Source organism: Niveispirillum fermenti (assembly GCF_052474395.1).
Window position 1 is genome coordinate 47,783 of record NZ_CP156681.1, and the last position, 26,986, is coordinate 74,768.

Sequence of the window (26,986 nt, forward strand, 5' to 3'; positions counted from 1 at the left end):
GGCAACTGCCACCGGTGCGATTTTCCAGCCGACGGAAAGGCGCTGATCTGAAGCAGGCTGATCCGCACGCCGCAATGGCTGTGTCCGGCAGCGTGACAAGGGTCGCCATGTGCCCGGAACCGGCCATTCATGCGCTGAACCCGGCTTGTCGGGACGCCTTGTTGTTGCTACCTACCCCGCCATGACTACGCAGCCCGCCAAGATCGCCCCCAGCATCCTGTCCGCCGATTTCGCCCGCCTGGGCGAGGAGGTTCGCGCCATCGACGCGGCCGGGGCGGATTACATCCATATCGATGTGATGGACGGGCATTTCGTGCCCAACATCACCATCGGTCCCGGCGTGGTCAAGGCGCTGCGCCCGCACACGAAGAAGGTCTTCGACGTGCATCTGATGATCGCGCCGGTCGACCCCTTCATCCAGGGCTTCGCCGATGCCGGTGCCGACATCATCAGCTTCCATCCCGAGGCCGGTGCCCATCCGCACCGTACCGTGCAACTCATCCGCTCGCTGGGCAAGAAGCCGGGCATCGTGCTGAACCCGCACACGCCCCTGTCGATGATCGACTATCTGCTGGCGGATCTGGATCTGGTCCTGGTCATGTCGGTCAATCCCGGCTTCGGCGGGCAGAGCTTCATCGCCTCTCAGCTTGACAAGATCACCGAGCTGCGGCGGCGCATCAATGCCGTGTCGGAAGCCCAGGGCGGCCGCCCTATCGACCTGGAGGTCGATGGCGGCGTGAATGTGGAGACGGCCCGGCAATGCATCGCGGCCGGTGCCGACGTGCTGGTGGCCGGTACGGCCACCTTCTTGGGCGGGCCGGCGGCCTATGCCGACAATATTCGCGCCCTGCGCGGCGGAAACGGTTGATCCATCATGACCGCTGGCGTGGCGCATAAGCGGTTCAAGCCCGGTTCGGGGGCCTGGTATCGCGGCACCGCGCTTTATCAGATGACGGCCCTGTCGGGACCTGTCCCCGCCGGCCTTTCCTTCGTGCCACCCGACCCCTGGCCGGGCGATGCCCAGCATGGGCAGGAACTGCTGAACAACCGCTTCCGCTTCACCGGACAAAGTTTCAGCGGCGAGTTGCCGCCCTGGCTGGAGCCGGGGGCTTCCGCCCCCTGGCTGGCGGAGATGCACGGGTTCGACTGGCTGCGCCATCTGCGCGCCACGGGGGGCGATGCCGCCCGCCGGCAGGCCCGTGTGCTGGTCAGCCACTGGCTGGACCTGTTCGGGCGCAAATGGGACCCCGTGGCCTGGGCGCCCGACGTGCTGGCCACGCGCGTCACCGCCTGGATCGGCCAGCATGATTTCTTCCTGGCCAGCGCCGACGATCAGTTGCGGGCCCGTGTCTTCGACAGTCTGGCCCGCCAGGTGCGCTTTCTGGACCATGCGGTGCCCGGCCGGCTGAAGGGCGGGCCGCTGCTGACCGCGGTGAAGGGCATGGTCTATGGCGGCCTGTGCCTTTCCGGCCTGTCGCGCGTGGCGGAACGCGCCGGCAGCCTGCTGGCCCGCGAGTTACCGCGCCAGGTGCTGCCCGATGGCGGCCATGTCGAACATTCGCCGGCCAGCCAGTTGCTGGCGCTGCGCCACCTGATCGACATGCGCGGCTGTTACCGCGCCGGGCGGGCCGACGTGCCGGAGGCGTTGCAGCACGCCATCGACCGCATGACCCCCACCTTGCGCTTCTTCCGCCATGGCGATGGCGGCCTTGCCCTGTTCAACGGGGCCCAGGAGGGGGAAGCGGTGCTGATCGACACCGTGCTGGGTCAGGCGGATGCCCGCGGCCGCCCCCTGAAATCAACACCCCATATCGGGTTCGAGCGCATCACGGCGGGCCGCACCTGCATCCTGATGGACACGGGCGTGCCACCGGCCCCGGGCCTGGACGAACATGCCCATGCCGGCACCCTGTCGTTCGAGATGAGCATCGGGCGGGAACGGCTGATCGTGAATTGCGGCGCCCATCCCGGCGACCAGGGGCCCTGGCGGGCCGCCCTGGCCGCCACGGCCGCCCATTCCACCGTCACGATCGACGATACCAATTCCAGCGCCGTGAACGACGAAGGTGGCCTGACGCGCCGCCCGTCCCGCGTGCGGTCGCTGCGCCAGGATGCGGAGGAAGGCACGCTGGTGGAGGCCCACCATGACGGCTACCAGATCCGCGGCGGCTTCACCCATCATCGCCGCCTGTTCCTGGCCGAAAGCGGGGAAGATCTGCGGGGGCAGGACACGCTGACCGGTGCGGCCGGGCATAAATTCGCCGTGCGCTTCCACCTGCACCCCGGTGTGCGCGTGGCAACGCTGGAGGATGAGGCGGCCCTGCTGCTGCGCCTGCCGTCCGGCGCCTTGTGGAAGTTCCGGGCCGGCGGGGCCGGCATCGAGACCGCCGACAGCATCTATCTGGGACAGGGCGCCGAACCGCGGCCGACCGTCCAGATCGTGCTGCGCGGCATCACGCAACTGGGCGAAACCCCGGTAAAATGGGGTTTCCGCCGCGAAGGCAGCGATATCGACAGTTAGGAACCGGACTGTCTTCCCCACCGCCGGGCCGGTTCATATGGACCGGCCCGGTTCTTTTACTTGCCACCTGGACACCAAAGACATGAGCATCGATCTCGTCCCCATCCGCCGCGCCATCATCTCCGTTTCCGACAAGACGGGCCTGATCGACCTTGCGCAGGCCTTGGCCGCGCGCGGGGTCCATATCCTGTCCACCGGCGGGTCGGCCAAGGCCATTGCCGATGCCGGCATCGACGTGACGGAAGTGTCGGACCATACCGGCTTTCCGGAGATGATGGATGGCCGGGTCAAGACGCTGCACCCGAAGATCCATGGCGGTATCCTGGCCCGCCGCGACTATCCCACCCATACCGGTGCCATGGACGCCCACGATATTCCCGGCATCGACCTTGTCGTGGTGAACCTGTATCCGTTCGAGGCGACGGTGGCCAAGGGTGCGGATTTCGAGACCTGCATCGAGAACATCGATATCGGCGGCCCGTCGCTGATCCGGGGTGCGGCCAAGAACCATGATTTCGTGGCCGTCATCACCGACCCCGCCGACTATGCCGAACTGACGGCCCAGCTGGCCACCCATGACGGGCAGACCGACCTGTCCTTCCGCCGGCGGCTGGCCGCCAAGGCCTATGCCCGGACGGGCGCCTATGACGCCGCCATTTCCCGCTGGTTCGCGGGCCAGTTGGGCCAGGAATATCCCCAGCGCCTGACCTTTGGCGGGGAGCTGCGCCAGACGCTGCGCTATGGTGAGAACCCGCACCAGACGGCCGCCTTCTATACGACCGGCGACCAGCGCCCCGGCATCGCCACGGCGACCCAGCTCCAGGGCAAGGAACTGTCCTACAACAACCTGAACGACACGGATGCGGCGTTCGAGCTGGTGTCGGAATTCGACCGCCCGGCCATCGCCATCATCAAGCATGCCAACCCCTGCGGCGTGGCCGAGGGTGACAACCTGCTGGATGCCTATACCCGCGCGCTGGCCTGTGACCCCGTGTCGGCCTTCGGCGGCATCATCGCCATGAACCGGACGCTGGACGCCGCCACGGCGGAACAAATCGCCAAGCTGTTCGCCGAAGTGGTGATCGCGCCCGACGCGGATGACGCGGCCAAGGCCTTTCTGGCCACCAAGAAGAACCTGCGCGTGCTGCTGACCGGTTCCATGCCGAACCCGGCAGAGGCGGGCCTGTTCGTGAAGTCGGTGTCCGGCGGCTATCTGGTCCAGACCCGTGACAATGGCCGCATCGCACAGGCCGACCTGAAGGTGGTCACCCGGCGCGCGCCCACCGACGCGGAGCTGGCCGACCTGCTGTTCGCCTTCCGCGTGGGCAAGCATGTGAAATCAAACGCCATCGTCTATGCCAAGGGCGGGGCCACGGTGGGCATCGGCGCCGGGCAGATGAGCCGGGTGGACAGCAGCCGCATCGCCGCCTGGAAATCGGCCGACGCCGCCAAGGCCGCCGGCCTGGAAGAGGCGGGCACGAAGGGCTCCGTCGTGGCGTCCGATGCCTTCTTCCCGTTTGCCGACGGCCTGCTGGCCGCCGCCGATGCGGGGGTGACCGCCGTGATCCAGCCCGGCGGCTCCATGCGCGATGCAGAGGTTATCGCCGCGGCCGACGAACGCGGCCTGGCCATGGTCTTCACGGGCATGCGCCACTTCCGTCACTGACCGGCAGGGCATCCGGCCGGTCAGTCGCCCATCGCCTGGCCATCGCGGCGGGGGTCGGCACCGGCCTGGATGGTCGTGGGGGTCAGGCGCAGGGCGTGCAGACCGCTATTGATGGCTTCCCGCTTCACGGCATGACCACGTTCAGTCAGGGCGGCAGCCAGCGCGTCGGCGGCGGGCGTGCTTTCCACCAGGGTGGGGCCGTTGCGGTTCAACAGGATCGGCAGGTTGATGGCGGCCTGCGGGTCCATGTCCCAGTCCAGCATGGCCACCAGCGCCTGAACGACATAGCCGATGATGGCCGTGCCGCCGGGGGACCCGACGGCCAGGACAGGCCGCCCCCCCGCATCGAAGACAATCATCGGCGCCATGGAGGAGCGGGGCCGCTTGCCCGCCGCCGGGGCGTTGGCGACGGGTCGTCCATCCTGCGTCGGCACGAAGGTGAAGTCCGTCAACTGGTTGTTCAGCACGAACCCGCCGGCCAGCAGACCGGAACCAAAAGCGAATTCCACCGAACTGGTCATGGAGACGACCATCCCGGCATTATCGACGATGGAGAAATGCGTCGTGGAGGGGATGTCCGGCCCGTCGGCCGGGGCAAAGCGGGCGCCCGTCCGGAAGGGCGGGTCGCCCGGCGCCACCTTGCCCGCCGCGGCGCGCGCCGGATCGATCCCCGCCGCCCGGTCCGCCAGATAGCCGGCATCCAGCAGGCCCCGCGTCGGCACCGGTACATGGTCGGGATCGGCGATGAAGCTTTCGCGGTCGGCATGGGCCCGGCGGCTGGCTTCCAGCAGCAGGTGCCAGGCCTGCGGGCTGTCCTTGCCCATTGCCTTCAGGTCATGACCGGACAGCATGCCCAGGATCTGCAGCACGGCCACGCCGCCCGCCGATGGCGGCCCCATGCCGCAAACCTTCCAGGTACGATAGGGTGCGCAGACACCCTCGCGTTCCACCGAGCGGTAACCGGCCATGTCCGCCAGCGTCAGCACGGGCGCGCCGCTGTCGCCGGCCGCATCGGCCACGCGCTGCACGATGGCACGCGCGATCGGGCCACGATAGAAGGCATCCGGCCCGGCCACCGCCAGCAAACGCAGGCTTTGCGCCTGTTCCGGCATGGACAGCCGTTCCCACAGGGCTGGCGGGCCGGCCCCGTCCCGGTAATAGACGCGCCGCAGGTCGGGCGAACGCCCCAGCATCCGTTCCCAGTCGGTCAATACCCCGACCATGCGCGGCCAGACCGGCACGCCCTCATCGGCCAGCGCGATGGCCGGCCCGAACAGGGTCGCCCAGGGCAGCTTGCCATGGGCGGCGTGCGCACGGGCCATCATGGCCACCACGCCCGGCACGCCGACGGCACGGCCCTGTGGCAGGGTTTCCAGAAACGGCATGGGCTGTCCATCGGGCCGCAGGAACAGGTCCGGCGTCACAGCACTGCCCGCAACCTCCCGCCCGTCATAGGTGGTCAGCCGCCCGCCCGGTTCGGCCAGCAGCATGAAAGCCCCGCCGCCCAGGCCCGACGATTGCGGTTCCACCAGGCCCAGCACCAGTTGCGTGGCGATGGCCGCGTCGACGGCGCTGCCGCCACGGCGCAGCATGTCCAGCCCCGCCTGCGCTGCCAGGGGGTTGGCCGCCACCACCATGTGCCGGCTGGCCGTCACCAGTTCACGTGTGCGGGCCGCTGAAGCCGGTTCGGGCGCCGGCTGGCTCCAGGCGGCTGGCACGGCCAGGAAAAGGGCGAATACACCCGACAGAGTGCGGCGACGCAGAACGGGACGGGGAAGGAAGGGCATGCGCTTTCCGGGCTTGCGGGGCCAGTTGCCCATGGTTACCCGGCGGAAAGCCGCATGCAAGCCGCAGGGCGGCAGCATCGCACCACCCGGTGCCTCGTCCGCCGGACCGGTGGCACGGGGGCCACACCCGCGGCATCATCTTCCGGCAATGGCCGGCGGCGGCCGCGGAAGGGCTGGTTCGTTCCGCATCCAGCCGGTCCGGCCGACCGGATCATGCGTTGGTGATGCCTGCTATCGGGAAACCGCCGCGAATCGGGAAAACAAAAAGCGGGCCACGATGGGCCCGCCCTTCAATCCGCTTCTTCAATCCGCTTCACGTCATCCAGGCCCCTCAGGCCATACGGGAGTGACACCCACAAGGCTGGCGCAAGGGGCGCCATGAGGGGGCCGGTCCGCGGAAGCCCCTCATCGCGGAGCATTCATCAAGGTGTCGGGCAACAAGGCGCCCGGACAAAGGAGGCTTCAGGCGCAAAAAAGCGCAGAGAATTTCGAGCGTGGAGACCGAAAGGAACGCAAAGATTTACAATACGCAAAAACGGGCTGGCAACGCCGTCCTTGCGGACAGCGCTGCCAAATCCCTTCAACCACGTGACGCGAGAGCGTCAGGCCATCGCGGTCGAGATCATAGGATCTCGACGCGGTTGGCCTGCGGACCCTTCTGGCCCATGCTGGTGTGCAGACGCACGCGCTGTTCCGGGGTCAGCGAGCGCACGCCGGAACGTTCCAGCGCCGTGATGTGGACGAACACGTCCTTGCCACCGCCATCGGGGGTGACAAAGCCGAAGCCCTTGTCGGCGCTGAAGAACTTCACCACGCCTTCGATCGTCTCCGTCGGGCCGGTGTCGAAATTGCGGGCCACGCGCGGACGCGGGGCCTCGCCATAACGGTCGCCACCGCCAAAGCGGTCGCCGCCGCCGAAGCGATCCCCACCACCAAAGCGGTCACCACCACCGGCACGACGCGCCGGCTGGGCGGTCGAGGTGTCGACGCTGTGGATGGAGGCGACCTGCGGCCCCTTCTGACCCTGCGACAGATCGCAGACGATGGTCGTGCCATCGGCCAGCGCGTCATGCCCGACGGACTGGACGACCGAGGCATGCAGGAAGGCATCGGGCGACCCGTCGGAAAGGGTCACGAAGCCGAAGCCCTTCGTGGGGTTGTACCATTTGACCGTGGCGGTGACGCTCCGGCGGGTGATCTGCGGGCTCTGCGGAGAACGGCGCTCGTACATGTGGTCTCGAACTCGACTGTCATAGTGTAGGGAACTTCACCGGCGGACCGGCTGCAAGGACAGTACCCTGTTCCGCGCCGCGCGGAAAGCATGTCCGCGAGGAGCCGGTCAAGCAGCCATCCCAACTTGACCCTACACCGGATATCGCCCGGATGCACTATCAAAGCCGAGGAATGTTACCGATTGATAGCAGGGCTGAGGCCGTACCTACGCAAGGACCGCATGGCCAAAAGGGGTATTCGCCACCCCTGAACACGGTTCTTTTTCCATACTTCCGTCGTAAAATACCATAATTGGTGGTCGGTCTTCACTAAAACAGCTATTAGGGACTTGTGACCCGGCATGAACCCTTGGGCATGCATGGCGGGCAAAGACTGTTTCCCGCGAAACGAGGAAACGGTAATCTACAGCTTGTCGCAATCCAGGTACGCGCCCGATCGAATCGCATGGCCGGCAGCCGCAGCACCGATGAGATGACCGCCCCCGTCCCGACGCTGAAGGAACAATTCCTGGCGTGGTGGGAAGGTATCGACGTGCCCCGGCGCGAAGCGGGAAACGATGCCGCGGCGGGCAGCGGTCGCGACGGGCCGGCCGGCAGCGCTGGCGCCGGACAGGCCGGCGGCCGGCACATGAACCGGCGGGGCAAGCCGCTCTGGACGGCCACCCGCATCGAGGTGGTGGAGAAAATCTGGGGACCCGGCTTCTCCTCCCCCGGCGGTGACGAATTCATCCCGACCATCGTGAAGCCGCTGGGCCTGAACCCGGCCATGAGCGTGCTGGACATCGGCGCCGGGCTGGGCGGCGCCAGCCGCGCCATGGCCAAGCAGTACGGCACCTGGATCACGGGGCTGGAACCGAACCCGGTCCTCGCCGAGGCAGGGATGTTCCGTTCGCAGAAGGCCGGCCTGGCCCGCCAGGCCCCCATCATGCCCATCGATCTGGAGAATTTCGCCTGGAACAAGCGCGTGGACGCCATCTTTTCCAAGGAGGCGTTCTATACGGTGCGCAACAAGGACAAGCTGATCGACAGCATAGAGGCGGCGCTGAAACCGCGCGGCCAGTTGCTGTTCACCGATTACGTCGTCGACCGCGAACAGATCCGGGGCCGCGATTTCGACGGCTGGATGAGCGCGGAACCCGTGGAGCCCACGCCCTGGACCATCGAGCAGTACGCCGCCGCCCTGGCCCAGCGGAACCTGGACATTCGCATCACGGAAGATAATTCCGACACCCAGCGCACCCTGATCCTGACCGCCATCCAGGAACTGGTGCGGCATCTGGAGACGGTGTCGATGGACCGCGACACCAAACTGGCCGTGGTGGAAGAGGTGGAAATGTGGGCGCGGCGCGTGGCAGCCCTGTCATCGGGCCTGCGCTATTACCGATTCTATGCCATGAAGCCGGCCGAATTGAGCTGACCGCAGGCCTGTCCGCAATGACGCTATGGCCGTTTTCCATGGCAATGCCGTCGCAGGCGGGGGTTGCGCGCAAACGCGGCGGCCCGCGGTTGACAGGGGGGCGGACGGCGACTATGTTCCGCGCCTCGCAAAGAATGCCTCCAGCGTCAGAGTACCTAATCATGAAGATCGTGAATTCGCTGAAGTCGATGAAGACCCGCCACAAGGCTTGCCGCGTCATCCGCCGCAAGGGCCGCGTCTACGTCATCAACAAGCTGAACCCGCGTTTCAAGGCCCGCCAGGGCTGAGTTTCCGCGTTCGGATTGGCCGGGGCGGCACCGCCCCGGCATGCTGAAACCGCGCCCCCGGGCGCGGTTTTCGCTGTTGGGGGTTCCGTTTCCCCGCCGGTCACGGCATGATTCCGCCCCGCCAGCGCGCCGGGTGCCATCGATATGGTGACACCGAATCCGGTCCGGGCCATGGCGGTATCGAACCGCCGGGCAAGGGGAAGCCATGCCATCGATGCCCAAACCCGATGCCGATGCCATCACCCGCCGGCCCGCCCTGCTGCGCCGCCTGACCGCGGCCGTGCCTGGCGGGGTCATAGCGGACGAGGTGTCGCTGCGCGCCTATGACACTGACGCCCTGGTGGCCTACCGGCAGCGGCCGCTGCTGGTCGTGCTGCCCCGCGACACGGCGGAAGTGGCCGCCGTGCTGCGCATCTGCCACGAGATGGGCGTGAAGGTCGTGCCGCGCGGCGCCGGCACGGGTCTGTCGGGTGGCGCCCTGCCGCTGGCCGATGGCGTGCTGCTGGTCCTGTCGCGCCTGTCGCGCATCCTGGCCATCGATTATGACAATCGCGCCGTGGTGGCACAGCCCGGCGTCACCAACCTGGCCATCAGCCAGGCCGTGGCGGATCGCGGCTTTTATTATGCGCCCGACCCCTCCTCCCAGATCGCCTGTTCCATCGGCGGCAATGTCGCGGAGAATTCCGGCGGCGTGCATTGCCTGAAATACGGCGTCACGGCCAACAACCTGCTGGGCATCGAGTTCGTGACGATGCAGGGCGAGGTGATGCGCCTGGGTGGCCGGCATCTCGATTCGGGGGGCTACGACCTGATGGGCGTGCTGACCGGATCGGAAGGGCTGCTGGGGGTCGTGACAGAGGTGACGGTGCGCATCCTGCCCCGCCCGGAAACGGCGCGCGCCCTTCTGGTCGGGTTCGATCGCACCATCGATGCGGCCGATACCGTGGCCGCCGTCATCGCGGCCGGCATCATCCCCGCCGGGATGGAGATGATGGATCGGCCCGCCATCCACGCGGCAGAGGATTTCGTGAAAGTGGGATATCCCCGCGACGTGGAAGCCCTGCTGATCGTCGAACTGGACGGGCCGGCGGCGGAGGTGGACGACCTGATCGGCCAGGTGGCCGCCATCGCCGGCGCCCATGGCGCCCGCCCGCCCCGCCTTTCCGGCAGCGAGGCCGAGCGGCTGGCCTTCTGGGCCGGCCGCAAGGCCGCCTTCCCCGCCGTGGGCCGGATCAGTCCCGACTATATGTGCATGGATGGAACCATCCCGCGCAAGGCGCTGCCCACCGTCCTGACCCGCATGGCGGCGATGGAGGCGGAGTTCGGCCTGCGGGTCGCCAACGTCTTCCATGCCGGCGACGGCAACCTTCACCCGCTGATCCTGTTCGATGCCAACAGGCCGGGGGAACTGGAACGGGTGGAGGCGTTCGGTGCCGCCATCCTGCGCCTATGCGTGGAAGTGGGCGGCGTGCTGACGGGCGAACATGGGGTGGGAATCGAGAAGCGCGACCTGATGGGCACGCAGTTCACCACCGATGACCTGCGCCAGCAGACCCGCCTGAAATGCGCCTTCGATCCCGATGGGCTGCTCAACCCCGGCAAGCTGTTCCCCACCCTGCACCGCTGCGCCGACAGCGGCTGGATGCGCAATGGCGGGCCGGGGGCGTTCCAGGATATTCCCCGCTTCTGACACACCCACCCCTTCTCCGGCCGGTCCGGTCAGGCCTTCACGCCGGCGAAGGGGGCCGCCTTGGCCGTCGGGTCCAGCGGCCAGCGCGGCCGGGGGGCGAAGTCCGGCCCGTCGGTCAGGCCCAGGCGCAACCGCTCCAGACCGGCCCAGGCGATCATGGCGCCATTATCGGTGCAAAGCCCCATCGGCGGGGCCACGCAATCGAAGCCACGACGGCGGCAAAGGTCGGTCAGCCGGCCGCGCAGCACCTGGTTGGCGGCCACACCCCCCGCCACGACAAGGGTGCCACCGGTGGGAAAATCCTGCTTGAACAGCTTCATGGCACGGGTGCAGCGATCGATCAGGCTGTCCCCCACCGCCTTGTGGAAGGAGGCGGCAAGGTCGGCGCGGTCGGCATCGCCCAGCGTGCCGCCCAGCATCTCCACATGCCGGCGAACGGCCGTCTTCAGGCCGGAAAAGCTGAAATCGCAGTCGGGGCGGCCCTTCATGGGCACAGGCAGGTCGAACCGGCCGGGATCGGTTGCCCCGGCCGCCGCCTTCTCCATCAGCGGGCCACCGGGATAGCCCAGACCCATGATCTTGGCGGACTTATCGAACGCCTCCCCCACGGCATCATCGATGGTGGTGCCCAGACGGCGGTATCGCCCCACCCCTTCCACGGCCAGCAACTGGCAATGCCCGCCGGATACCAGCAGCAGCAGGAAGGGAAAGGACACGCCATGGGTCAGCCGCGCCGTCAGCGCATGGCCTTCCAGATGGTTCACCGCCATGAAAGGAAGGCGCGTGACGGCGCAGATGGCCTTGGCCGTCATCACCCCCACCATCACCCCGCCGATCAGGCCCGGCCCCGCCGTGGCGGCCACCCCGTCCAGCCCGGCCAGGCCAAGGCCCGCCTGGTCCAGTGCCTGGCGCACCAGACCATCCAGATGCTGAAGGTGGGCGCGCGCCGCGATCTCCGGCACGACCCCGCCATAGGGCCGGTGATCGTCCAACTGGCTCAGCACCACATTGGACAGCACACGGCCCGGCCCCTCCCCATCGCTTTCCACGATGGCGGCGGCGGTTTCATCACAACTGGTTTCGATGCCAAGCACTTTCATGGGCCGGAACCTATCCGCCGCAGGCCCGGCCCGCAAGCGGGGCTTCCCTGACAAGCCATTCGGGGATATTGAATTGGCCATGACCACGATCCTGCGCATCGGCACGCGCGGCAGCCCCCTGGCGCTGGCGCAAGCCCACGAAACCCGCGACCGCCTGGCCGCCGCCTTCCCCGAACTGGCGGTGGACGGCGCGGTGGAAATCGTCACCTTCAAGACCGAGGGCGACCGCATCCTGGACCGCACGCTGAGCGCGGCGGGTGGCAAGGGGCTGTTCACAAAGGAAATCGAACAGGCCCTGATCGATGGCGGCGTGGATCTGGCCGTGCATTCCATGAAGGATGTGCCGACCACCCTGCCCGACGGGCTGGACATCGCGGCCTATCTCCCGCGGGAGGATCATCGCGACGCCTGGTTCAGCCACCGGGCCGCCACCCTGGACGACCTGCCGGCCGGATCGCTGGTCGGCACGGCCAGCCTGCGCCGGCAGGCCATCGTGCTGATGCGCCGGCCCGACCTGCGCGTCATCGCCCTGCGCGGCAATGTGCAGACCCGTCTGCGCAAGCTGGAGGAAGGGCAGGTCGATGCCACCTTGCTGGCCATGGCCGGGCTGAACCGGCTGGGCCTGGCCGACCGCGCCACGGCGGCACTGTCCGAAGACCAGATGCTGCCCGCCGTGGCACAGGGCGCCATCGGGATCGAGACGCGGCGCGACGATGAACGGACCAACCGCTATGTCCGCCATCTGAATTGCGCGGTGACGCAGGCGCGGGTGACGGCCGAGCGCGGCGTCCTGGCCACGCTGGACGGGTCCTGCCGCACGCCCATCGCGGCCCTGGCCCTGGTCAATGGCGATGCCCTGTCATTGCGTGCCCTGGTCGTCCGGCCCGACGGAAGGCAATGGTTCACCTGCGGCCGGGCCGGGCGCGTCACGGACGCGCTGGCCCTGGGCGTGGATGCCGGGCAGGAACTGAAGGCGAAACTGCCGGCCGCATTCTTCGCCGGCATGAACCCCGACGGACCGGTGATTTGACGGGCGTGCTGGTCACCCGCCCGCAGCCAGGCGCGGACGAGACCGCGACGGCACTGCGGAACCGGGGTTATCATCCCATCCTGGCGCCGATGCTGTCCATCCAGCCCCTGCCGGGCCCGCCCATCGACCTGTCGGGATATGACGGCGTGGCCGTGACGTCGGGCAACGGGCTGCGGGCACTGGCCGCGCGCAGCAGCGAACGCCACCACCCGCTGCATGCCGTCGGCCGCCGCACGGCGGAATTGGCGCATGACCTGGGCTTCACCAGGGTGGACCATGCGGATGGGGATGTCGCCTCGCTGACCGCCTTGCTGGCCCGATCGGGGGCCGGGCGCATCCTGCATGTGGCCGGCGCCGACATTGCCGGCGAATTGACCCCGCCCGGTGTCGCGGTGGAACGGATGACCGTTTACCGCGCCCTGCCCGCCGATGCCATCCCCGCTGCGGGACAGCAGGCCCTGCGTGACGGACAGGTGGCGTATGTCAGTTTTTTTTCGCCACGAACGGCCGCCTGCTTTGTTAGCTTGGCAGAGAAGGCCGGACTGGCACCATGGGCGGGGGGATGGACCGCCCTGTGTTTGTCGGACGCCGTGGCAAGGGCGGCAGGCAGGCTGGGCTTCGGCGCGATGCAGATTGCGGCGGCACCGGATGCCGCCTCCCTGCTGGCGCTGCTGCCGGCGGTGAAGGGGAAGAAGAATGAGTGACGCTGACAAGAACACCGTTCCCACGGGCAAGGGCATCAGCCTGGAAGACCTGGAACGCGATATCGCCGCCAGCAGCAAGAATCCACCGCCGCCACCGCCGCCCACGGCCACTGCGACGCCCGCCGGCGGGATGTCCGCCGACAAGCCCGTTCCCCCACCCCGCCCGCCCGCCCGGAGCGGCGGCGGCCTGCTGGGGGGTACGGCCCTGCTTGTGGCGCTGGGCGCCCTGGGCCTGTCAGGCTATGGCTATTGGCGGGACCATATGGCCGCCCCGCCGCCCGTTGCGGCCGATGACGGCGCCGATCTGTCCCCCCTGACGGACCGCGTGGCAGCGCTGGAGACGCGGCAGCAGGATCTGGGGGAAATGCTGGACGCCTTGTCGCGGCGCCAGGACAGTCTGGAAGCCCGGCTGGCGGCGGGAACCGCGCCCGGTACGGCCCCGGCAGCGGCGCCGACCTCAGCGGAACAGCCGGCCACCCCGGCAGAGCCCCAGGTCACCCCGTCAGAGCCCTCAGTCAGCCTGGCAGAGCCGGTGGCACCGCCGCGCGACGAGGAACTGGCCGCCCGCGTCAGCGCGCTGGAAGCGCGGGAGCCGGAGACGCCCGAGACGGTCGACCTGGAACCCCTGACCCGCCGCGTCACGGCCCTGGAAACGGTAGCGACGGAGATGATCCCGCGCGTCACCATGCTGGAGACCCGGCGTCAGATGGGCGCCGTGGGCGAGGCGCTGATCATCGCCGTGGGCCAGTTGCAGGCCGCCCTGACGGCAGGCCGGCCCTATGCCCGGGAATTGCGGGCCGCCCAGGCGCTGGCGGCCAATGACACCGCATTGCTGGACCTTCTGGCCCCGCTGGAGCAGACGGCGGAAAAGGGTCTGGCCGGCGATATCGAACTGCGGGAGAGGTTCCGCCTGCTGGCGCCCGAGGTGCTGCGCGCCGATCGTGACCGCGAGGGGGCTCCTTGGACCGACCGGGTGCTGGGCCGGCTGTCCAGCATCGTGACGCTGCGCAGCACATCCGGCGATGTCGCGGGCGATCATGCCGATGCCGTGCTGGCCCGCGCCGAGGCCGCGCTGATCGCCGGCGACCTGCCACGCGCCGTGGAGGAAATGGAGAAGCTGCCAGCCCATGCCGCCGCCCCGGCCGCTGAATGGATGAAGCTGGCCGAGGCGCGCATGGCGGCTGAGGCCGCCGCCGCGACCCTGGCCGACCTGTCCCTGGCCCGCATGACCGGCACGGAGGCCCGGTGATGCGCAAGGCCGTCTTCTTCTTCATCAAGATCGGCCTGCTGGTCGCCGCCGCCGTCTGGCTGGCACAGCGCCCGGGCCGCGTCACCATCGAATGGCTGGACCATGTGGCCGAGATGCCCGTGGGCATCGCCGCCATCCTGATCCTGCTGCTAGTCTGGCTGATCATGATGGCGACATGGGGCTGGCGGCTGCTACGCAATGGCCCCGGAATGCTGGGCCGGCGGCGCGACGCCGGCCGGCGTGAAGGCGGATTCCGCGCGCTGGGCCAGGGCTGGGTCGCGGCAGCGGCGGGCGATGCCGACATCGCCACCAAGTCCGCCCGCACGGCCGAGAAGCTGTTGCAGGAACCGGCCCTGACACTGGCTCTGTCGGCCCGGGCCGCGGAAATGCGCGGCGACGCCAAAGGGGCCGCCACCTACCGCAAGGCCATGCTGGCCAACCCGGCCACCGAACTGGCCGGCCGGCGGGCGCTGATGCAGCAGGCCATGGCCGACGGCGACCGGGCCGCAGCGCTGGAACATGCGCGCCGTGCCCTGGAACTGCGCCCCAAGGCCGACTGGCCCGCCAAGGCGCTGGCCGAACTGGAAGCCGGCGGCGGCAATTGGCTGGAGGCCGATGCCGCCCTGGCCCGCGCGCAGAAAAGCAAGGTGCTGGACAAGGCCGATGCGGGCCACCGCCGCGCCGCCCTGCTGATCGAGGAGGCGCGCCAGGCCGCTGCCGGCGGCCGGCCCGAAGCGGCCCTGCAGGCAGCCCAGGCCGCCTTCGACATGGACCCGGCCCGTGTGCCCGCCGCCAGCCTGCTGGCCCGGCTGCGCGCCAAGGCCGGCCAGCACGCCAAGGCCACGCGCGTCCTGGAACAGGCCTGGCGCCTGGGCCCGCATCCGGATCTGGCCGATGCCTGGGGCGAGACCGCGGCAGACCAGAACCCGCTGGCCCTGGTGAAGCGGTACGAGGCGCTGGTGGCAATGAAACCCGGTGCCGCCGATGCCCATGTCGGGCTGGCGGAGGCCGCGATCAAGGCGCAATTGTGGGGCGTGGCCCGCAACCATCTGGAAAAGGCGCGCGAACTGGCCCCCAGCACGCGCATCTATCGCCGTCTGGCCGATGTGCAGCAGGCGGAGCGCGGCAACGGACCGGAAGTGCAGGCCCTGCTGAACAAGGCCATGTCCGCCCCCGCCGACCCCCGCTGGCGCTGCACCCAGTGCGGCACGACGCACGGCGACTGGCACGCCGTCTGTGACGCCTGCGGGGCGGTCGACGCCATCACCTGGCCCAAGGCAACAACAAGGTAGGCGGGGCGCGCATCCCCCCTTCCCTTGCCGGCCGGGGCCGGATACATCCTTGCCGGTCGGCCCTGATACGGACCCCGTCCCATGCTGCTGCCCTTTTCCGGCGGGGTCGATGCCCTGCTGCTGCTGATCATCGCCATGGTGCTGGACGCCTGTATCGGCGACAGCGGGCTGTTGCGCCGTTTCCTGCCGGGGCCGGTCGATCTGGTTTCCAGGCTGGTCGCCATGCTCGACCGGCGGCTGAACCGCATCGACCGGAGCGATGCGGTGCGCCAGGCACGGGGCGCGCTGGTGGCACTGCTGCTGCTGCTGTTGGGGGGGCTGATCGGGTTCTGCCTGTCGGTGCTGGTCCGCACATTGCCGGCCGGCGGCGTGCTGGAACTGCTGATCGTGACCCGCTGTCTGACCCTGCGCCTGCCCTGGGGTGCGCTGGGGCGTACCGTGGCGGCACTGGAAGGCGGCAACGCGGAGGCCGCGCGTCAGGCGGTGGGCCCCCTGACCGACCGCCAGCTATGGAGCCTGGACGATCACGGCACGGTCCGCGCCGGGGTGGAGGGGGTGGCACGCGCCCTGACCCATGGCGTGGTGGCGCCATCCCTGTTCTACGCACTGTTCGGGCTGGCGGGCCTGCTGGGCTGGGCCGCCATCGACGGCACGGCGCGGGTCATCGGGCACCATGCCGGCCGCTACCGGCATTTCGGGGCCACGGCCCGGCGCCTGTCCTCCCTGATCGCTTTGCCCCCGGCCCTGCTGTCCACGCTGGTGGTGCTGCTGGCGGCGCTGTTCGTGCCACGGGCCGATCTTGTCCGCGGCATGAGCGACATGAAAACGGGGCGCGGCCATCCCATGGGCACCGATGCCCTGCCCATCGCCGCCTTCGCGGGTGTATTGGGCCTGTCGGTGGCGGGCCCGCGGCGGGAGGGGGACCGGACCATCAAGGAACCCTGGCTGGGGTCGGGCCGGGCCCGCGCCGTTCCCCGCGACCTGCGGGCGGCCATGGCGCTTTACGCCACGGCCACCCTGATCGCCGCGGGGCTGATCGTGGGGGCCGGCCTGCTGGCCGTGGGATAGGACGCGGAGCCCCCCCGGCGTCAACGCACCACGATGGTCTGCGCCGACTGCACCAGTTCGGCGGCCGACACCTGACGGGGCGGCTTCAGCAAACCCTCCGCACAGCCCGGCCGCGCATCCAGCCGCGCGATCCAGCGGGACAAGTGCGGCAGATCATCGATGGCGACGCCGGACCAATCATGCGTGCGCGCCCAGCACCAGTTGGCGATGTCCGCAATGGAAAAGTCGCCGGCCAGATATTCATGGTCCTTCAGGTGACCGTCCAGCACGGTCAGCAGGCGTTTCGTCTCCTTCTGATACCGGTCGATGGCGGCCGGTATCCTTTCCGGGAAATAGCGGTGGAAGACGTTGGCCTGCCCCATCATGGGGCCCACCCCGCCCATCTGGAACATCAGCCATTGCAGCACGCGGCTGCGTCCCTTCGGGTCGGCGGGCAGCAGGCGGCCGGCCTTTTCCGCCAGATAGACCATGATGGCCCCGGATTCGAACACCGTGAAATCCTCTGCCCGGTCGATGATGACGGGGATGCGGCCATTGGGGTTCATGGCCAGGAACCAGGGTTCCTTCTGTTCGTTCCTGGACAGCGAGATCACATGCACATTGTAGGGAAAACCCAGTTCCTCCAGCGTGCAGGAAACCTTGTGCCCGTTGGGCGTGGCGGCGGTGTAAAGGTCGATCATGACGGGCTTCCTTCCGGTTTAGCGTGGCTTTGCGGCATGATGCGCCAAGCCGCCGGGCCATGAAATGATTTAGCGCGCCTTGCCCGTCCGCCGGTCGGCCATGTACACCGGAACGACGGAACCCGAACAGCAGGCAAGCGGAACGGACCAGGGCATGGGACAAGGGCGCGAAAGCGGCTGGACGCCGATACCGGTGCATATGGTCGGCGTGCATCTGCGCCTTTCCTTCTGGCATTATCTGACGGGCATGGCCGCGCTCGGCCTGCTGGTCTTTCCACTGGCCTGGACGGCCGGCGGGGTGGCAGAGACCGTGACCGGCCTGATGGACCTGCCGCCGGGCGCGCCCGCCGTCCGCCGCATCGCCGACCTGATGGCCCTGGCCGGCATCATTCTGCTGCTGCGGATCATCCTGGGTCTTCAGGGCCGGTCGCTGATGAGCGTCGTGGCCCCGCAGCAGCATCTGGACTTGGGCATGATGGCGCGCTCCGCCGCGACCTATACGCTGGCCTTCACCCCCATCCTGGTCATGGCCGTGATGAGCGGGCAATTGGGACTGGGCAACTGGCGGGCAGCGCTGGCCCTGCTGCCGGTCATGCTGGTGCTGGTGGCCCTGCAGGCCACGGCGGAGGAGATGGTCTGCCGCGGCTACATGACCCAGGGGTTCCAGGTGCTGTTCGGGCACGCGGCCATGGCCGCCCTGCCCGTGGCCGTCATCTTTCTGCTGCTGCACGATACGGGCGGATGGGATACGGGCTGGGACCGCAAGGCCAACATCCTGACCATCAGCCTGGCCCTGTCCTGGCTGACCGTGCAATGCGGCCGGCTGGAACCGGCCATGGGCGTGCATTTCGCCCACAACATCATCATCTTCACCCTGGTGGCGCAGCCCGATTACGGGCTGCCGTCGGTCAGCGGCTTTACCGAGCCGCCACCCCAGAAGCCCTTCAGCGCCGATGCGCTGCTGGTCCAGACGCTGGTCTATGGCGCGGTCTGCGCCAATTACTGGTTCATCGGCCTGCGCACCGGCTTCGTGGCCAGCGGCTGGCAGGCACAAGGAACGGACCCGTCATGACGAGCATCCCCCTTCTCCAGGCGGGACAGGCCACGGGCCAGACGCCCCTGCGCTATCTGGCCGGTCTTGTCCTGACGCTGCTGGGCACGCTGCTGCTGGCCCTGCCTGTCGTGCTGGGGATACAGGCGCTGATGCGCCAGCGTGGGCATGTCGCCTTCCTGGACAGCTATCTGCTCCTGGGCGTCAACGCCCTGGTCATTCCCGTCCTGTGGCTGGTGATGGCCAAGCTGCACCGCCGGCCCTTCATGGACATGATCGCACCGGGCCGCCGCTTCGACACGGGCATGCTGGCGCGCTCGGCCCTGGTCTTTGCCGTGCCGTTGCTGGTGCAGGTGGGCTGGGGCCTGCTTGCCGGAGACCTGCGGCAGGCGGATACGCCGGCCGCGCTGTTCCTGGCCCTGCTACCGCTGACGCTGTTGCTGTTCCTGGCCCAGGCCTCTGCTGAGGAACTTCTGTTTCGCGGCTATCTGGCCCAGGGGATGCAGGTGGCATTCCGCCATGCCCTGCCCGGTGCCCTGATCGGGGCGGCATTGTTCACCGCCGCGCATGAAGGCAGCGGCAACCAGGCCGTCTGGACGCAGCGCGCCGCCATCATGGTGATGGCCCTTTTCCTGTCCTGGACGACGGTACGCTTCGGCCGGCTGGAAGCCGCCATGGGCGTCCATATCGTCAACAATATCCTGTTTTCCATCTTCATCGGCGGCAGCGCCCTGCCCTTCCCCGGCGTGACCACCCTGACCGATCCCGACCCGCCGGATTTCCAGGGCGTGGCGGAGGTGCTGGAATTCGCCGCCGTGCAGGCCGCGACCATCGGCTTCTACTGGCTGGCGGGGGTGCGCACGGGCTTCATCGCGCGGGGCCTATCGCCGCGTCAGGCTTGACCCCAGGGCCGCGATACAGACCAGCGCGATGGCGACCAGGGCGGCCAGCGACAATCGTTCCCCCAGCAGCAGCAGCCCGGCCAGCGCGGCCAGGGCCGGCTCCATGGCCATCATGATGCCGAACAGCGCCGTCGATACCCGCCGCAACGCCAGGAATTCCAGAATGTAGGGCAACAGGGTGGAGAACAAGGCCACAGCCGCGACCTGCAGCGCGAGGGCCGGGGTGGCAAGATAGGGTCCCGCCGCCGGAAGGCCCACCGGCGCCGTGAACAGCGCCGCAGCGGCCAACGCCAGTGCCAGCCCCGACATGCCGGGGATCAGCCGGCCGGTGCGCTGCGACAGAAGGATATAGCCGGCCCAGCCCACGGCCGTGATGCCCGCGAACATCAGCCCCAGCGGGTCCAGCGACGCCGCACCCGTCAGCGGGGTCAGCAGCAGCACCCCGCCCAGCGCCAGCACCGGCCACAGGAAATCCAGCGGCCTGCGGCTGCCCAGCAGGGCAACGGACAGGGGTCCCAGGAATTCCACGGCCACGGCCACGCCCAGCGGCAGGCGTTCCAGCGCCAGGTAAAAATTGGCGTTCATGACGGCCAGCGCGGCGCCCAGGCCCAACGCGGCCGCCCATTGCGCACCTGTCAGGCGGCGCGGATCCGGCCGCACCCAGGCCAGCAGCACCAGGGCCGACAGCAGATTGCGCAGGAAGGCCAGCCCCAGAATGTCATGCCCCTGCGCCAGTTCCTTGGCCAAGGCGCCGCCGATGGGCGGCATGGAAACCGACAGTACCAGCAGCAGCGGGGCCAGCAGGGTCAGCCGGTCGGGCCGGGCCGACACCGGCGACGTCATGGCAGCAGCCCCAGGCCCATGTCCCAGAACCCGGCCTCCAGCCGGCTGGCGGCATCGAAGCTGCGCGACAGGTCGGCGAACCGCGCAGCACCGCCGCGCGTGGCCGACAGCCGGTCCAGCAATGCCACCTGCCCCGCCGCCACGGCCCGGTATTCCGGATCGGCATACATGGCGATCCAGTCGCCATAGGGGTTTCCCGACAGTTTCGTGGCCGGATCGGACAGCAGGTTGGCCGCGATCTCCGCATAGCCGATGATGCAGGGGGCCAGCGCCACATGCAGGTCCAGCAGGTCACCGGCCAACCCGCGCTCCAGCACGAAGCGCGTATAGGCCAGGGTGCCCTGCGCTTCCGCCGTGGCCTGCATCGCCGCCTCGTCCAGGCCCCAGCCGGCGCAATATTTCACATGCAGGCCCATTTCCAGATCCAGGATGGCCGCCATGGAACGGGCCGCCGCCCGCATGTCGGCCAGATTGTCGGCCTTGAAGGCGGCCAGCGCATAGGCGCGGGCGAAATGGATGAGGAACAGGTAATCCTGCACCAGATAATGCCGGAAGCATGCTTCCGGCAGGGTGCCGTCGCCCAGACCCGCCACGAAACCGTGCCGGACATAACGGTCCCAGGATGGCCTGCACGCGGCGCGCAGCCGGTCGAACAGGCCATCGGGCGTTGCCAGATCGGGCAGGGTCCGGGGGGACGGGGCCATCGGGGACCTTACTTGGCGCCCGGCAGCTTCACGGTCAGGCCGTCCAGTTCCGGCACCATCCGGATCTGGCACCCCAGACGGGAGGTCTTGGTCAGGCCGAAGGCGAGGTCCAGCATGTCCTCCTCATCCTCCTCCGCGTCGGGGAGCAGATCGTACCATTCCGGCGTGACGATGACATGGCAGGTGGAACAGGCCAGCGATCCCTCGCACGCACCTTCCAGGTCGATATCATGGCGGCGGGCCACCTCCAGAATCGACAGGCCTAGGGGGGCATCCACCTCGCGGCGGGTGCCATCGGTCTCAATGAACACCATCTTCGGCATTGCGCCAGCACTCCCAAACCAGACAATGCCGATGTGTTACGAAGCCGCGGCGACGGAGTAAAGCACCGTTTCGGCAGGGATGACCGCCATTGCGACGGTGGTCACGGACGGCGCGGGCGACAGGCGGACGCGCGCCCACGCGGAAACCGGCGGGACGGACAGCGAAACGGGCGGGCCCGGCGGCACCGCCCGTTTCCTGAAGGCCAGGCTTGCGGCCCGTCAGCCAGCGGCGGCACCCGCCGGCTTTGACAGGGCCACATCCAGGTAATCATCAACGATCCGGCCCAGATCGTCGGCCTTCTCGTTGAAAAAGTGGTTGGCCCCTTCGACACGGCGGTAATCGATCTTGATGTCCTTCTGCGCCGACAGCTTGTTGACCAGCCGCGTCACCGACGCCTCGGGGACGATCTCGTCCCGGTCGCCATGCACGATCAGGCCGGAGGCAGGGCACGGCGCCAGGAAGGAGAAATCGAACATGTTGGCCGGCGGCGCGATGGACAGAAAACCGTCCAGTTCGGGCCGGCGCATCAGCAATTGCATCCCGATCCAGGCACCGAAGCTGAACCCGCCGATCCAGCAGGAGGAGGCATTGGGATTGTAGGTCTGCAGCCAGTCCAGCGCGCTGGCCGCATCGGACAATTCCCCCTCCCCCCGGTCATAGGTGCCCTGACTGCGGCCCACCCCGCGAAAATTGAAGCGCAGGGCGGAAAAGCCACGCTTGGTGAAGGCGTGGAACAGGGTATAGACGACACGGTTGTTCATCGTGCCGCCATGCTGCGGGTGCGGATGCAGCAGCAGCGCCACGGGCGCATTCGGCAGCTTGCTGTGGGAGTAGCGTCCTTCCAGCCGGCCCGCCGGGCCGTTCATGATCACGTCAGGCATTGCTTCACCGGTCCCGGTCAGACATGCATGGGGCAAGGATCAGGGCGGGAACGGCATCGGCCACGGCACCGCCCGAAGCCTTGCGGCCCTGGTGCATGAGCAATTCTTGACCGTCCATCCCTGTCATTCTATAGGATGCCTCAAGGCGGGGAGTGGGCCGTCGACACGCGCCGGACAAGGACGCGCCCCGCCGTCCACGGGACTGTCCCAAAGCGTTAACCGCGATGGGACGGGGGCGGACTATACCACAGCGCCCATGTTCGTGTTCAAGCCTCTTCGCAGGGGCAAATCAAGCCTTTGGCGGAAAAACAGCCGATGCCGGCCCCCCTTTACCTCGACTGGAACGCCACCGCACCGCTGCGCGCCACCGCCAGAGCCGCCATGGTCGCCGCGCTGGACGTGACGGGCAACCCTTCCTCCATCCACAATCATGGCCGCCGGGCCCGCCGGCTGGTGGAGGATGCGCGCGAGCAGGTGGCCGCCCTGGCCGGGGTGCCACCGGCCTGGATCACCCTCACCGGGGGCGGGACGGAGGCGAACAACCATGCCCTGGCCCTGGCGGCACCGGCGGGCCGCCGGCTGCTGCTGGGCGCCACGGAGCACCCATCGGTGGCCGGATGCGGCGGGCCGGGGGCCGGCATCCTGCCCGTGCGGCCCGACGGGCTGATTGATCTGGAGGCATTGGACCGGCTGCTGGCCGCCGACCCCGCCCCCGCCCTGGTCAGCATCCAGGCCGTGAACAGTGAGACAGGGATCATCCAGCCGCTAGCCGCCATCGCTGCCATCGTCCATCGCCATGGCGGCTGGCTGCACAGCGACGCGGTGCAGGCCGCAGGCCGCATCGGCTTGGACATGCAGGCCATCGGGCTGGACCTGGCGACGCTGTCTGCCCACAAGATCGGCGGGCCGCAGGGCGTCGGCGCCCTGCTGGCCGCCCCATCGGTGCCGCTGGTCCCGCTGCTGTGCGGCGGGGGCCAGGAACGGCGCATGCGGGCCGGAACGGAAAATGTGGCCGGCATCGCCGGATTCGGCGCGGCGGCGCGCGAGGCACTGGCCGGACTGGACGGCTATGCCGGCATCGCCACCCTGCGCGACAGGCTGGAGGCAGCCGTGCGTCAGGCGGCCCCGCAGGTGCGCATCATCGGAACCGGCAGCCCGCGCGTGGCGAATACAAGCTGCCTGGCCCTTCCCGGCATGGCCGCCAACAGCCAGTTGATGGCCTTCGACCTGGCCGGCATCGCGGTGTCGGCGGGGTCTGCCTGTTCATCGGGCACGGTCAAATCCTCCCCCGTGCTGGAAGCCATGGGATATGGGGAGGAGGTGGCCGGCTCCGCCATCCGCGTCAGCCTGGGTTGGGACAGCGGCGACCGGGATATCGACAGGTTTCTGGCCACCTACATCCCGCTGACCGGCCGCGCCCGGCCCGCCGGCTGACGACGCCGCCGTTCCACCCGTTGAAGGAAGACGCCCCTTGGACGCCCCCCTTTCCTGCTGGCACTGCGCCGGCAACGTCTCGGCCCGCGCCCTGTTCTGCCATGGCTGCGGTGCCATCCAGCCGCCGGGGGCCGCCGATCCCTTCACGCGGCTGGGACTGGTAGCGTCATTTGAACTGGACATGGCCGCGATTGACCGGCAACTGGCCGGCTTCGCCCGCATCCTGGCACCGGCCCGCTTCGCCGCCAGGGGTGAGGCGGCCGCGGCCCATGCCGCCGCCCACCGGCAGGCCCAGACGCGGGCGGCGGTCGTGCTGCGCGATCCCGCAGCCCGTGCCCGCGCCCTGCTGGACCTGACCGGCGATGCCCCGGCCCGGCCGGCCAATGGCGGGCCATGGGAAATCGCACTGGCCGCAGCCCCCGACGCCGGTGCCCGCACCCGGGCCCTGGAAGCGGTGAAAACGGAGATGCAGGGCGAATTGCGCCTGCTGCTGGATGCCTTCCGCCTGGGTGATCCGACCCTGGCCGCGACCCGGCTGGCCCGGGTGGAGGCCATGGCCATGGCGCTGGATGCGGCCCGCCGCGCCGGGTAGAGGCCGCCGCACCGGCCCCTGCTAAACCATCGCGGCCGGTGCCGGTCCGCCCGTGGCCCAGTCCAGCAACTGCACGACATGCAGAACGGGCAGGGCCGTGCCTGATCCAATCTGCGTCATGCATCCGATATTGCCGGCCGCCACGACATCGGGGCGCGTTCCTTCGATGGCCGCCACCTTGCGGGCCCGCAATTGGCCGGCCAGGTCGGGCTGTAAAAGATTATAGGTGCCGGCCGACCCGCAGCAGATATGGCCTTCCGGCACATCCAGAACCGTGAAGCCCGCCGCGCGCAGCAGGTCGCGCGGCGCATCCTTCACCCTTTGCCCATGTTGCAGGGAGCAGGCGGCATGATAGGCGACGCGCAGCGGCCGGGGCGGGGTGATGCCGGCGGGCAGGCCCAATTGGGCCAGCACCTCCGTCACGTCGCGGGCCAGGGCCGCGATGCGGGCCGCCGGCCCGGCCAGTGCGGCATCATCGCGGAACATATGGCCGTAATCCTTCACGGTGGTGCCGCAGCCGCTGGCCGTGACGATGACGGCGTCCAGGCCGGGCCCTTCCACCTCCGCCATCCAGGCGCGGATATTCGCGGCGGCGAAGGCATGGCCGTCATGGCCCATATGATGGGTCAGCGCCCCGCAGCAGCCCACCCCCTTCGCCACCACCACCTCCACCCCCAGGCGGGTCAGCAGACGGATCGCCGCTTCATTGATGGCGGGGTCCAGGGCGGGCTGCACGCAGCCGGGCAGCAGGCCGACGCGCATCCGCCGCCGCCCCTCGGCCGGGAAATGGGCCGGTCCTTCCTGTGCCGTGCGCCCATGGATGCGGGCCGGTGCCAGGTCCAGCATGCCGCGCATCGCGCGCGGCAGCAGGGTCCGGAACGGCCTTGCCACCCGCGCCAGACCCATGGCCGCCCGGAACCGCCCCGGATGGGGCAGGGTCAGGCGCAGGGCCAGCCGGCGCAGCCTGTCCGGCAGCGGCCGGCGGCCCGTCCGTTCGATATGCGCGCGCGCATGGTCAACCAGATGCATGTAATGCACACCCGACGGGCAGGTCGTCATGCAGGACAGGCACGACAGGCAGCGGTCGATATGGTGGGTTTCCACCGGGCCGGCCGGCCGGTCGCTCTCCAGCATGTCCTTGATCAGGTAGATGCGGCCGCGCGGGCTGTCACGCTCATCTCCCGTCAGCAGATAGGTGGGGCAGGTCGCCGTGCAGAAGCCGCAATGGACGCAGGCGCGCAGGATGCGCTCGGCCTCCGCCGTGCCGCTGTCGGCCAGTTGCGCCAGGGTGAAATGCGTCTGCATGCCGGTCAGAACCCCATGCGGCCGGGGTTGAGCAGATTGCCCGGGTCGAACTGCGCCTTCACGCGGGCGGTCAATGCGGCCAGGGCGGGCGCCGGCGGGTGGAAGACCGGCACCGTTTCCTTCACGGCGTCGGAAGCCCGCATCAAGGTGGCGTGGCCATCGCCCCCCACGGCGCCCCCCACGGCACCGCGAACGATAGCGGCGCCGGCATCGGTCATACCGGCAGGCAGGCCCAGCCAGACCAGCCCGCCGCCCCAATCCAGCCAGCCCCGCGCGCGCGGAACCCGGGCCCGCACCGCTTCCAGCACATCCATGCCCGCCATGGGCGGCACCGACAGGCGCCAGACATCCAGGTCGGGCCGGTCGGCCAGCGGCAGCGCATCGCGCAGCCCGGCCCAAAGAGCCGCCGTCTCCCCACCATCCAGCACACCCATGGCGGCCCGTCCCGCCAGCAGCCGTTCCAGCGTGGCCAGCCGCGCCGCCACCGACGCCGCAACCCCGTCAAGGCGCAGCAGCACGCAGGGTGTGCGGTCGGGCAGCAGGTCGTGCAGCGGCAGGCCGGCCGGTGTCCAGGCGGCGGCCGCCACCTCCGCCGCCGATCCCAGCGCATCGGCCAGGGCGCGGGTGGCGGCGGCCCCGTCGATCCCGGCCAGCACCAGGGTGCGGGACACGGGTGGGGCCGGCAGCACCTTGACCACGATCTCCACCATCACCCCCAGCGTGCCATGCGCACCCGTCAGCAACTTGGGCAGGTCGAAGCCCGTGACATTCTTCACCACCCGGCCGCCGGCCCGGAAAAGCTCCCCCCGCCCTGACAGGGCCGTCATGCCCAGCACATGGTCACGGCAGGCCCCGGCACGCAGGCGCCCCGGCCCCGACAGGGCGCAGGCCACCACGCCGCCCAGCGTCCCCTGCCCCGCCGCCCGGCCGTAAAGCGGCCCCAGGTCCGGCGGCTCGAACGCCAGCGTCTGGCTGCGCGCTGCCAGCGTCGCCTGCAGAACCGTCAGGGGCAGTCCCGGCTCGGCCACCAGGACCAGTTCCTCCGGCTCATAGCTGATGATGCGGTCCAGGCCGGCCACGGACAGGTCCGCCGCCGCCGTCACGGCATGGCCGAACCCCGCCTTGCTGTCCGCGCCCGCGATACGCAGGGGCGTGCCGGCACGGATGGCATCGGTCAGGTCGGCAAGGGTCGGCGGCATGGTCGCGATCGGCGGTGGAAACGGATGG

The 26,986-nt window shown here is 69.2% G+C and carries 25 protein-coding genes; 15 read left to right on the forward strand and 10 right to left on the reverse strand.

The genetic code is table 11. The annotated features are described in order from the left end of the window. The first annotated feature begins 181 nt into the window (after positions 1-181). The 3 genes from rpe to purH all read left to right on the forward strand — a co-directional run bounded on the left by rpe (position 182) and on the right by purH (position 4,187). A complete protein-coding gene (gene rpe / locus ABC728_RS11660) occupies positions 182-868 on the forward strand; it encodes a ribulose-phosphate 3-epimerase (protein WP_416618246.1) in 687 nt (228 codons plus the stop codon). A 6-nt stretch (positions 869-874) separates the two neighbouring features. Continuing rightward, positions 875-2,521, forward strand: a complete 1,647-nt coding sequence (locus tag ABC728_RS11665; RefSeq protein WP_416618245.1) for a heparinase II/III family protein — start codon at positions 875-877, stop codon at positions 2,519-2,521. 82 nt (positions 2,522-2,603) lie between these two features. Continuing rightward, entirely contained in the window at positions 2,604-4,187 is a 1,584-nt protein-coding gene (gene purH, locus ABC728_RS11670; protein ID WP_416618244.1) for a bifunctional phosphoribosylaminoimidazolecarboxamide formyltransferase/IMP cyclohydrolase, read from the forward strand. A 20-nt stretch (positions 4,188-4,207) separates the two neighbouring features. Here purH and ggt read toward each other — a convergent pair whose 3' ends face one another. Together ggt and ABC728_RS11680 are read right to left on the reverse strand one after the other, a co-directional pair. Then, complete coding sequence (gene ggt / locus ABC728_RS11675; protein ID WP_416618243.1) at positions 4,208-5,974, reverse strand: gamma-glutamyltransferase; 1,767 nt, start codon at positions 5,972-5,974, stop codon at positions 4,208-4,210. A 622-nt stretch (positions 5,975-6,596) separates the two neighbouring features. Further along, the gene (locus ABC728_RS11680; protein WP_416618242.1) at positions 6,597-7,205 is read right to left on the reverse strand and encodes a cold-shock protein; all 609 of its coding nucleotides are present in this window, start codon (positions 7,203-7,205) and stop codon (positions 6,597-6,599) included. Between the two features lie 473 nt (positions 7,206-7,678). Here ABC728_RS11680 and ABC728_RS11685 point away from each other — a divergent pair, with 473 nt between their 5' ends. From ABC728_RS11685 to ABC728_RS11695, 3 genes are all read left to right on the forward strand, one after another. Continuing rightward, positions 7,679-8,623 (forward strand): SAM-dependent methyltransferase, encoded by a 945-nt coding sequence (locus tag ABC728_RS11685; protein WP_445376547.1) that lies wholly within the window; start codon positions 7,679-7,681, stop codon positions 8,621-8,623. 161 nt (positions 8,624-8,784) lie between these two features. Next, complete coding sequence (gene ykgO, locus ABC728_RS11690) at positions 8,785-8,910, forward strand: type B 50S ribosomal protein L36 (protein ID WP_029014073.1); 126 nt, start codon at positions 8,785-8,787, stop codon at positions 8,908-8,910. A 214-nt stretch (positions 8,911-9,124) separates the two neighbouring features. Continuing rightward, positions 9,125-10,600 (forward strand): FAD-linked oxidase C-terminal domain-containing protein, encoded by a 1,476-nt coding sequence (locus ABC728_RS11695; protein WP_416618240.1) that lies wholly within the window; start codon positions 9,125-9,127, stop codon positions 10,598-10,600. Positions 10,601-10,629: 29 nt separating this feature from the next. Here ABC728_RS11695 and tsaD read toward each other — a convergent pair whose 3' ends face one another. Beyond that, a complete protein-coding gene (gene tsaD, locus ABC728_RS11700; protein ID WP_416618239.1) occupies positions 10,630-11,700 on the reverse strand; it encodes a tRNA (adenosine(37)-N6)-threonylcarbamoyltransferase complex transferase subunit TsaD in 1,071 nt (356 codons plus the stop codon). Between the two features lie 79 nt (positions 11,701-11,779). Between tsaD and hemC the strand changes: the two genes are divergently transcribed. The 5 genes from hemC to ABC728_RS11725 all read left to right on the forward strand — a co-directional run bounded on the left by hemC (position 11,780) and on the right by ABC728_RS11725 (position 17,043). Beyond that, positions 11,780-12,730: a hydroxymethylbilane synthase gene (hemC, locus tag ABC728_RS11705; protein WP_416618238.1), complete on the forward strand. Its 951-nt coding sequence runs from the start codon at positions 11,780-11,782 to the stop codon at positions 12,728-12,730. A 5-nt stretch (positions 12,731-12,735) separates the two neighbouring features. Then, positions 12,736-13,434, forward strand: coding sequence for a uroporphyrinogen-III synthase (locus tag ABC728_RS11710; protein ID WP_416618275.1), 699 nt, complete (start codon positions 12,736-12,738; stop codon positions 13,432-13,434). Continuing rightward, on the forward strand, positions 13,427-14,683 hold the full coding sequence (locus tag ABC728_RS11715) for a COG4223 family protein (protein WP_416618237.1): 1,257 nt from the start codon (positions 13,427-13,429) through the stop codon (positions 14,681-14,683). The genes ABC728_RS11710 and ABC728_RS11715 overlap by 8 nt, the downstream gene beginning before the upstream one ends. Continuing rightward, positions 14,683-15,975: a heme biosynthesis protein HemY gene (locus ABC728_RS11720; RefSeq protein WP_416618236.1), complete on the forward strand. Its 1,293-nt coding sequence runs from the start codon at positions 14,683-14,685 to the stop codon at positions 15,973-15,975. The genes ABC728_RS11715 and ABC728_RS11720 overlap by 1 nt, the downstream gene beginning before the upstream one ends. An 81-nt stretch (positions 15,976-16,056) precedes the next feature. Next, positions 16,057-17,043: a cobalamin biosynthesis protein CobD/CbiB gene (locus ABC728_RS11725; RefSeq protein ID WP_416618235.1), complete on the forward strand. Its 987-nt coding sequence runs from the start codon at positions 16,057-16,059 to the stop codon at positions 17,041-17,043. A gap of 20 nt (positions 17,044-17,063) precedes the next feature. On the opposite strand, the gene ABC728_RS11730 is transcribed toward ABC728_RS11725, so the two are convergent. After that, the gene (locus tag ABC728_RS11730; protein WP_416618234.1) at positions 17,064-17,723 is read right to left on the reverse strand and encodes a glutathione S-transferase family protein; all 660 of its coding nucleotides are present in this window, start codon (positions 17,721-17,723) and stop codon (positions 17,064-17,066) included. Between the two features lie 154 nt (positions 17,724-17,877). On the opposite strand from ABC728_RS11730, the gene ABC728_RS11735 reads away from it, so the two are divergent. Both ABC728_RS11735 and ABC728_RS11740 read left to right on the forward strand, forming a co-directional pair. After that, on the forward strand, positions 17,878-18,795 hold the full coding sequence (locus ABC728_RS11735; protein ID WP_416618233.1) for a CPBP family intramembrane glutamic endopeptidase: 918 nt from the start codon (positions 17,878-17,880) through the stop codon (positions 18,793-18,795). Then, positions 18,792-19,676, forward strand: coding sequence for a CPBP family intramembrane glutamic endopeptidase (locus ABC728_RS11740; RefSeq protein ID WP_416618232.1), 885 nt, complete (start codon positions 18,792-18,794; stop codon positions 19,674-19,676). Before ABC728_RS11735 ends, ABC728_RS11740 begins: the two co-directional genes overlap by 4 nt. Here the strand turns inward: ABC728_RS11740 and ABC728_RS11745 are convergent. The 4 genes from ABC728_RS11745 to ABC728_RS11760 all read right to left on the reverse strand — a co-directional run bounded on the left by ABC728_RS11745 (position 19,656) and on the right by ABC728_RS11760 (position 22,428). Then, positions 19,656-20,519: an EamA family transporter gene (locus ABC728_RS11745; RefSeq protein ID WP_416618231.1), complete on the reverse strand. Its 864-nt coding sequence runs from the start codon at positions 20,517-20,519 to the stop codon at positions 19,656-19,658. The genes ABC728_RS11740 and ABC728_RS11745 overlap by 21 nt on opposite strands. Next, complete coding sequence (tenA, locus tag ABC728_RS11750) at positions 20,516-21,223, reverse strand: thiaminase II (protein WP_416618230.1); 708 nt, start codon at positions 21,221-21,223, stop codon at positions 20,516-20,518. The genes ABC728_RS11745 and tenA overlap by 4 nt, the downstream gene beginning before the upstream one ends. An 8-nt stretch (positions 21,224-21,231) precedes the next feature. After that, the gene (locus tag ABC728_RS11755; RefSeq protein ID WP_416618229.1) at positions 21,232-21,546 is read right to left on the reverse strand and encodes a ferredoxin family 2Fe-2S iron-sulfur cluster binding protein; all 315 of its coding nucleotides are present in this window, start codon (positions 21,544-21,546) and stop codon (positions 21,232-21,234) included. 219 nt (positions 21,547-21,765) lie between these two features. Then, positions 21,766-22,428, reverse strand: a complete 663-nt coding sequence (locus tag ABC728_RS11760) for an alpha/beta hydrolase (protein WP_416618228.1) — start codon at positions 22,426-22,428, stop codon at positions 21,766-21,768. Positions 22,429-22,743: 315 nt separating this feature from the next. Here ABC728_RS11760 and ABC728_RS11765 point away from each other — a divergent pair, with 315 nt between their 5' ends. After that, positions 22,744-23,862: a cysteine desulfurase family protein gene (locus ABC728_RS11765; RefSeq protein WP_416618227.1), complete on the forward strand. Its 1,119-nt coding sequence runs from the start codon at positions 22,744-22,746 to the stop codon at positions 23,860-23,862. Positions 23,863-23,899: 37 nt separating this feature from the next. After that, positions 23,900-24,454, forward strand: a complete 555-nt coding sequence (locus ABC728_RS11770; RefSeq protein WP_416618226.1) for a molecular chaperone DnaJ — start codon at positions 23,900-23,902, stop codon at positions 24,452-24,454. 21 nt (positions 24,455-24,475) lie between these two features. Here the strand turns inward: ABC728_RS11770 and glcF are convergent, their stop codons facing one another. Together glcF and ABC728_RS11780 are read right to left on the reverse strand one after the other, a co-directional pair. Beyond that, positions 24,476-25,759 carry a glycolate oxidase subunit GlcF gene (gene glcF, locus ABC728_RS11775; RefSeq protein ID WP_416618225.1) on the reverse strand — a complete coding sequence of 428 codons (1,284 nt, stop codon included), beginning with the start codon at positions 25,757-25,759 and terminating at the stop codon, positions 24,476-24,478. A 5-nt stretch (positions 25,760-25,764) separates the two neighbouring features. Continuing rightward, positions 25,765-26,958 carry an FAD-binding protein gene (locus ABC728_RS11780; protein WP_416618224.1) on the reverse strand — a complete coding sequence of 398 codons (1,194 nt, stop codon included), beginning with the start codon at positions 26,956-26,958 and terminating at the stop codon, positions 25,765-25,767. Positions 26,959-26,986: the final 28 nt, after the last annotated feature.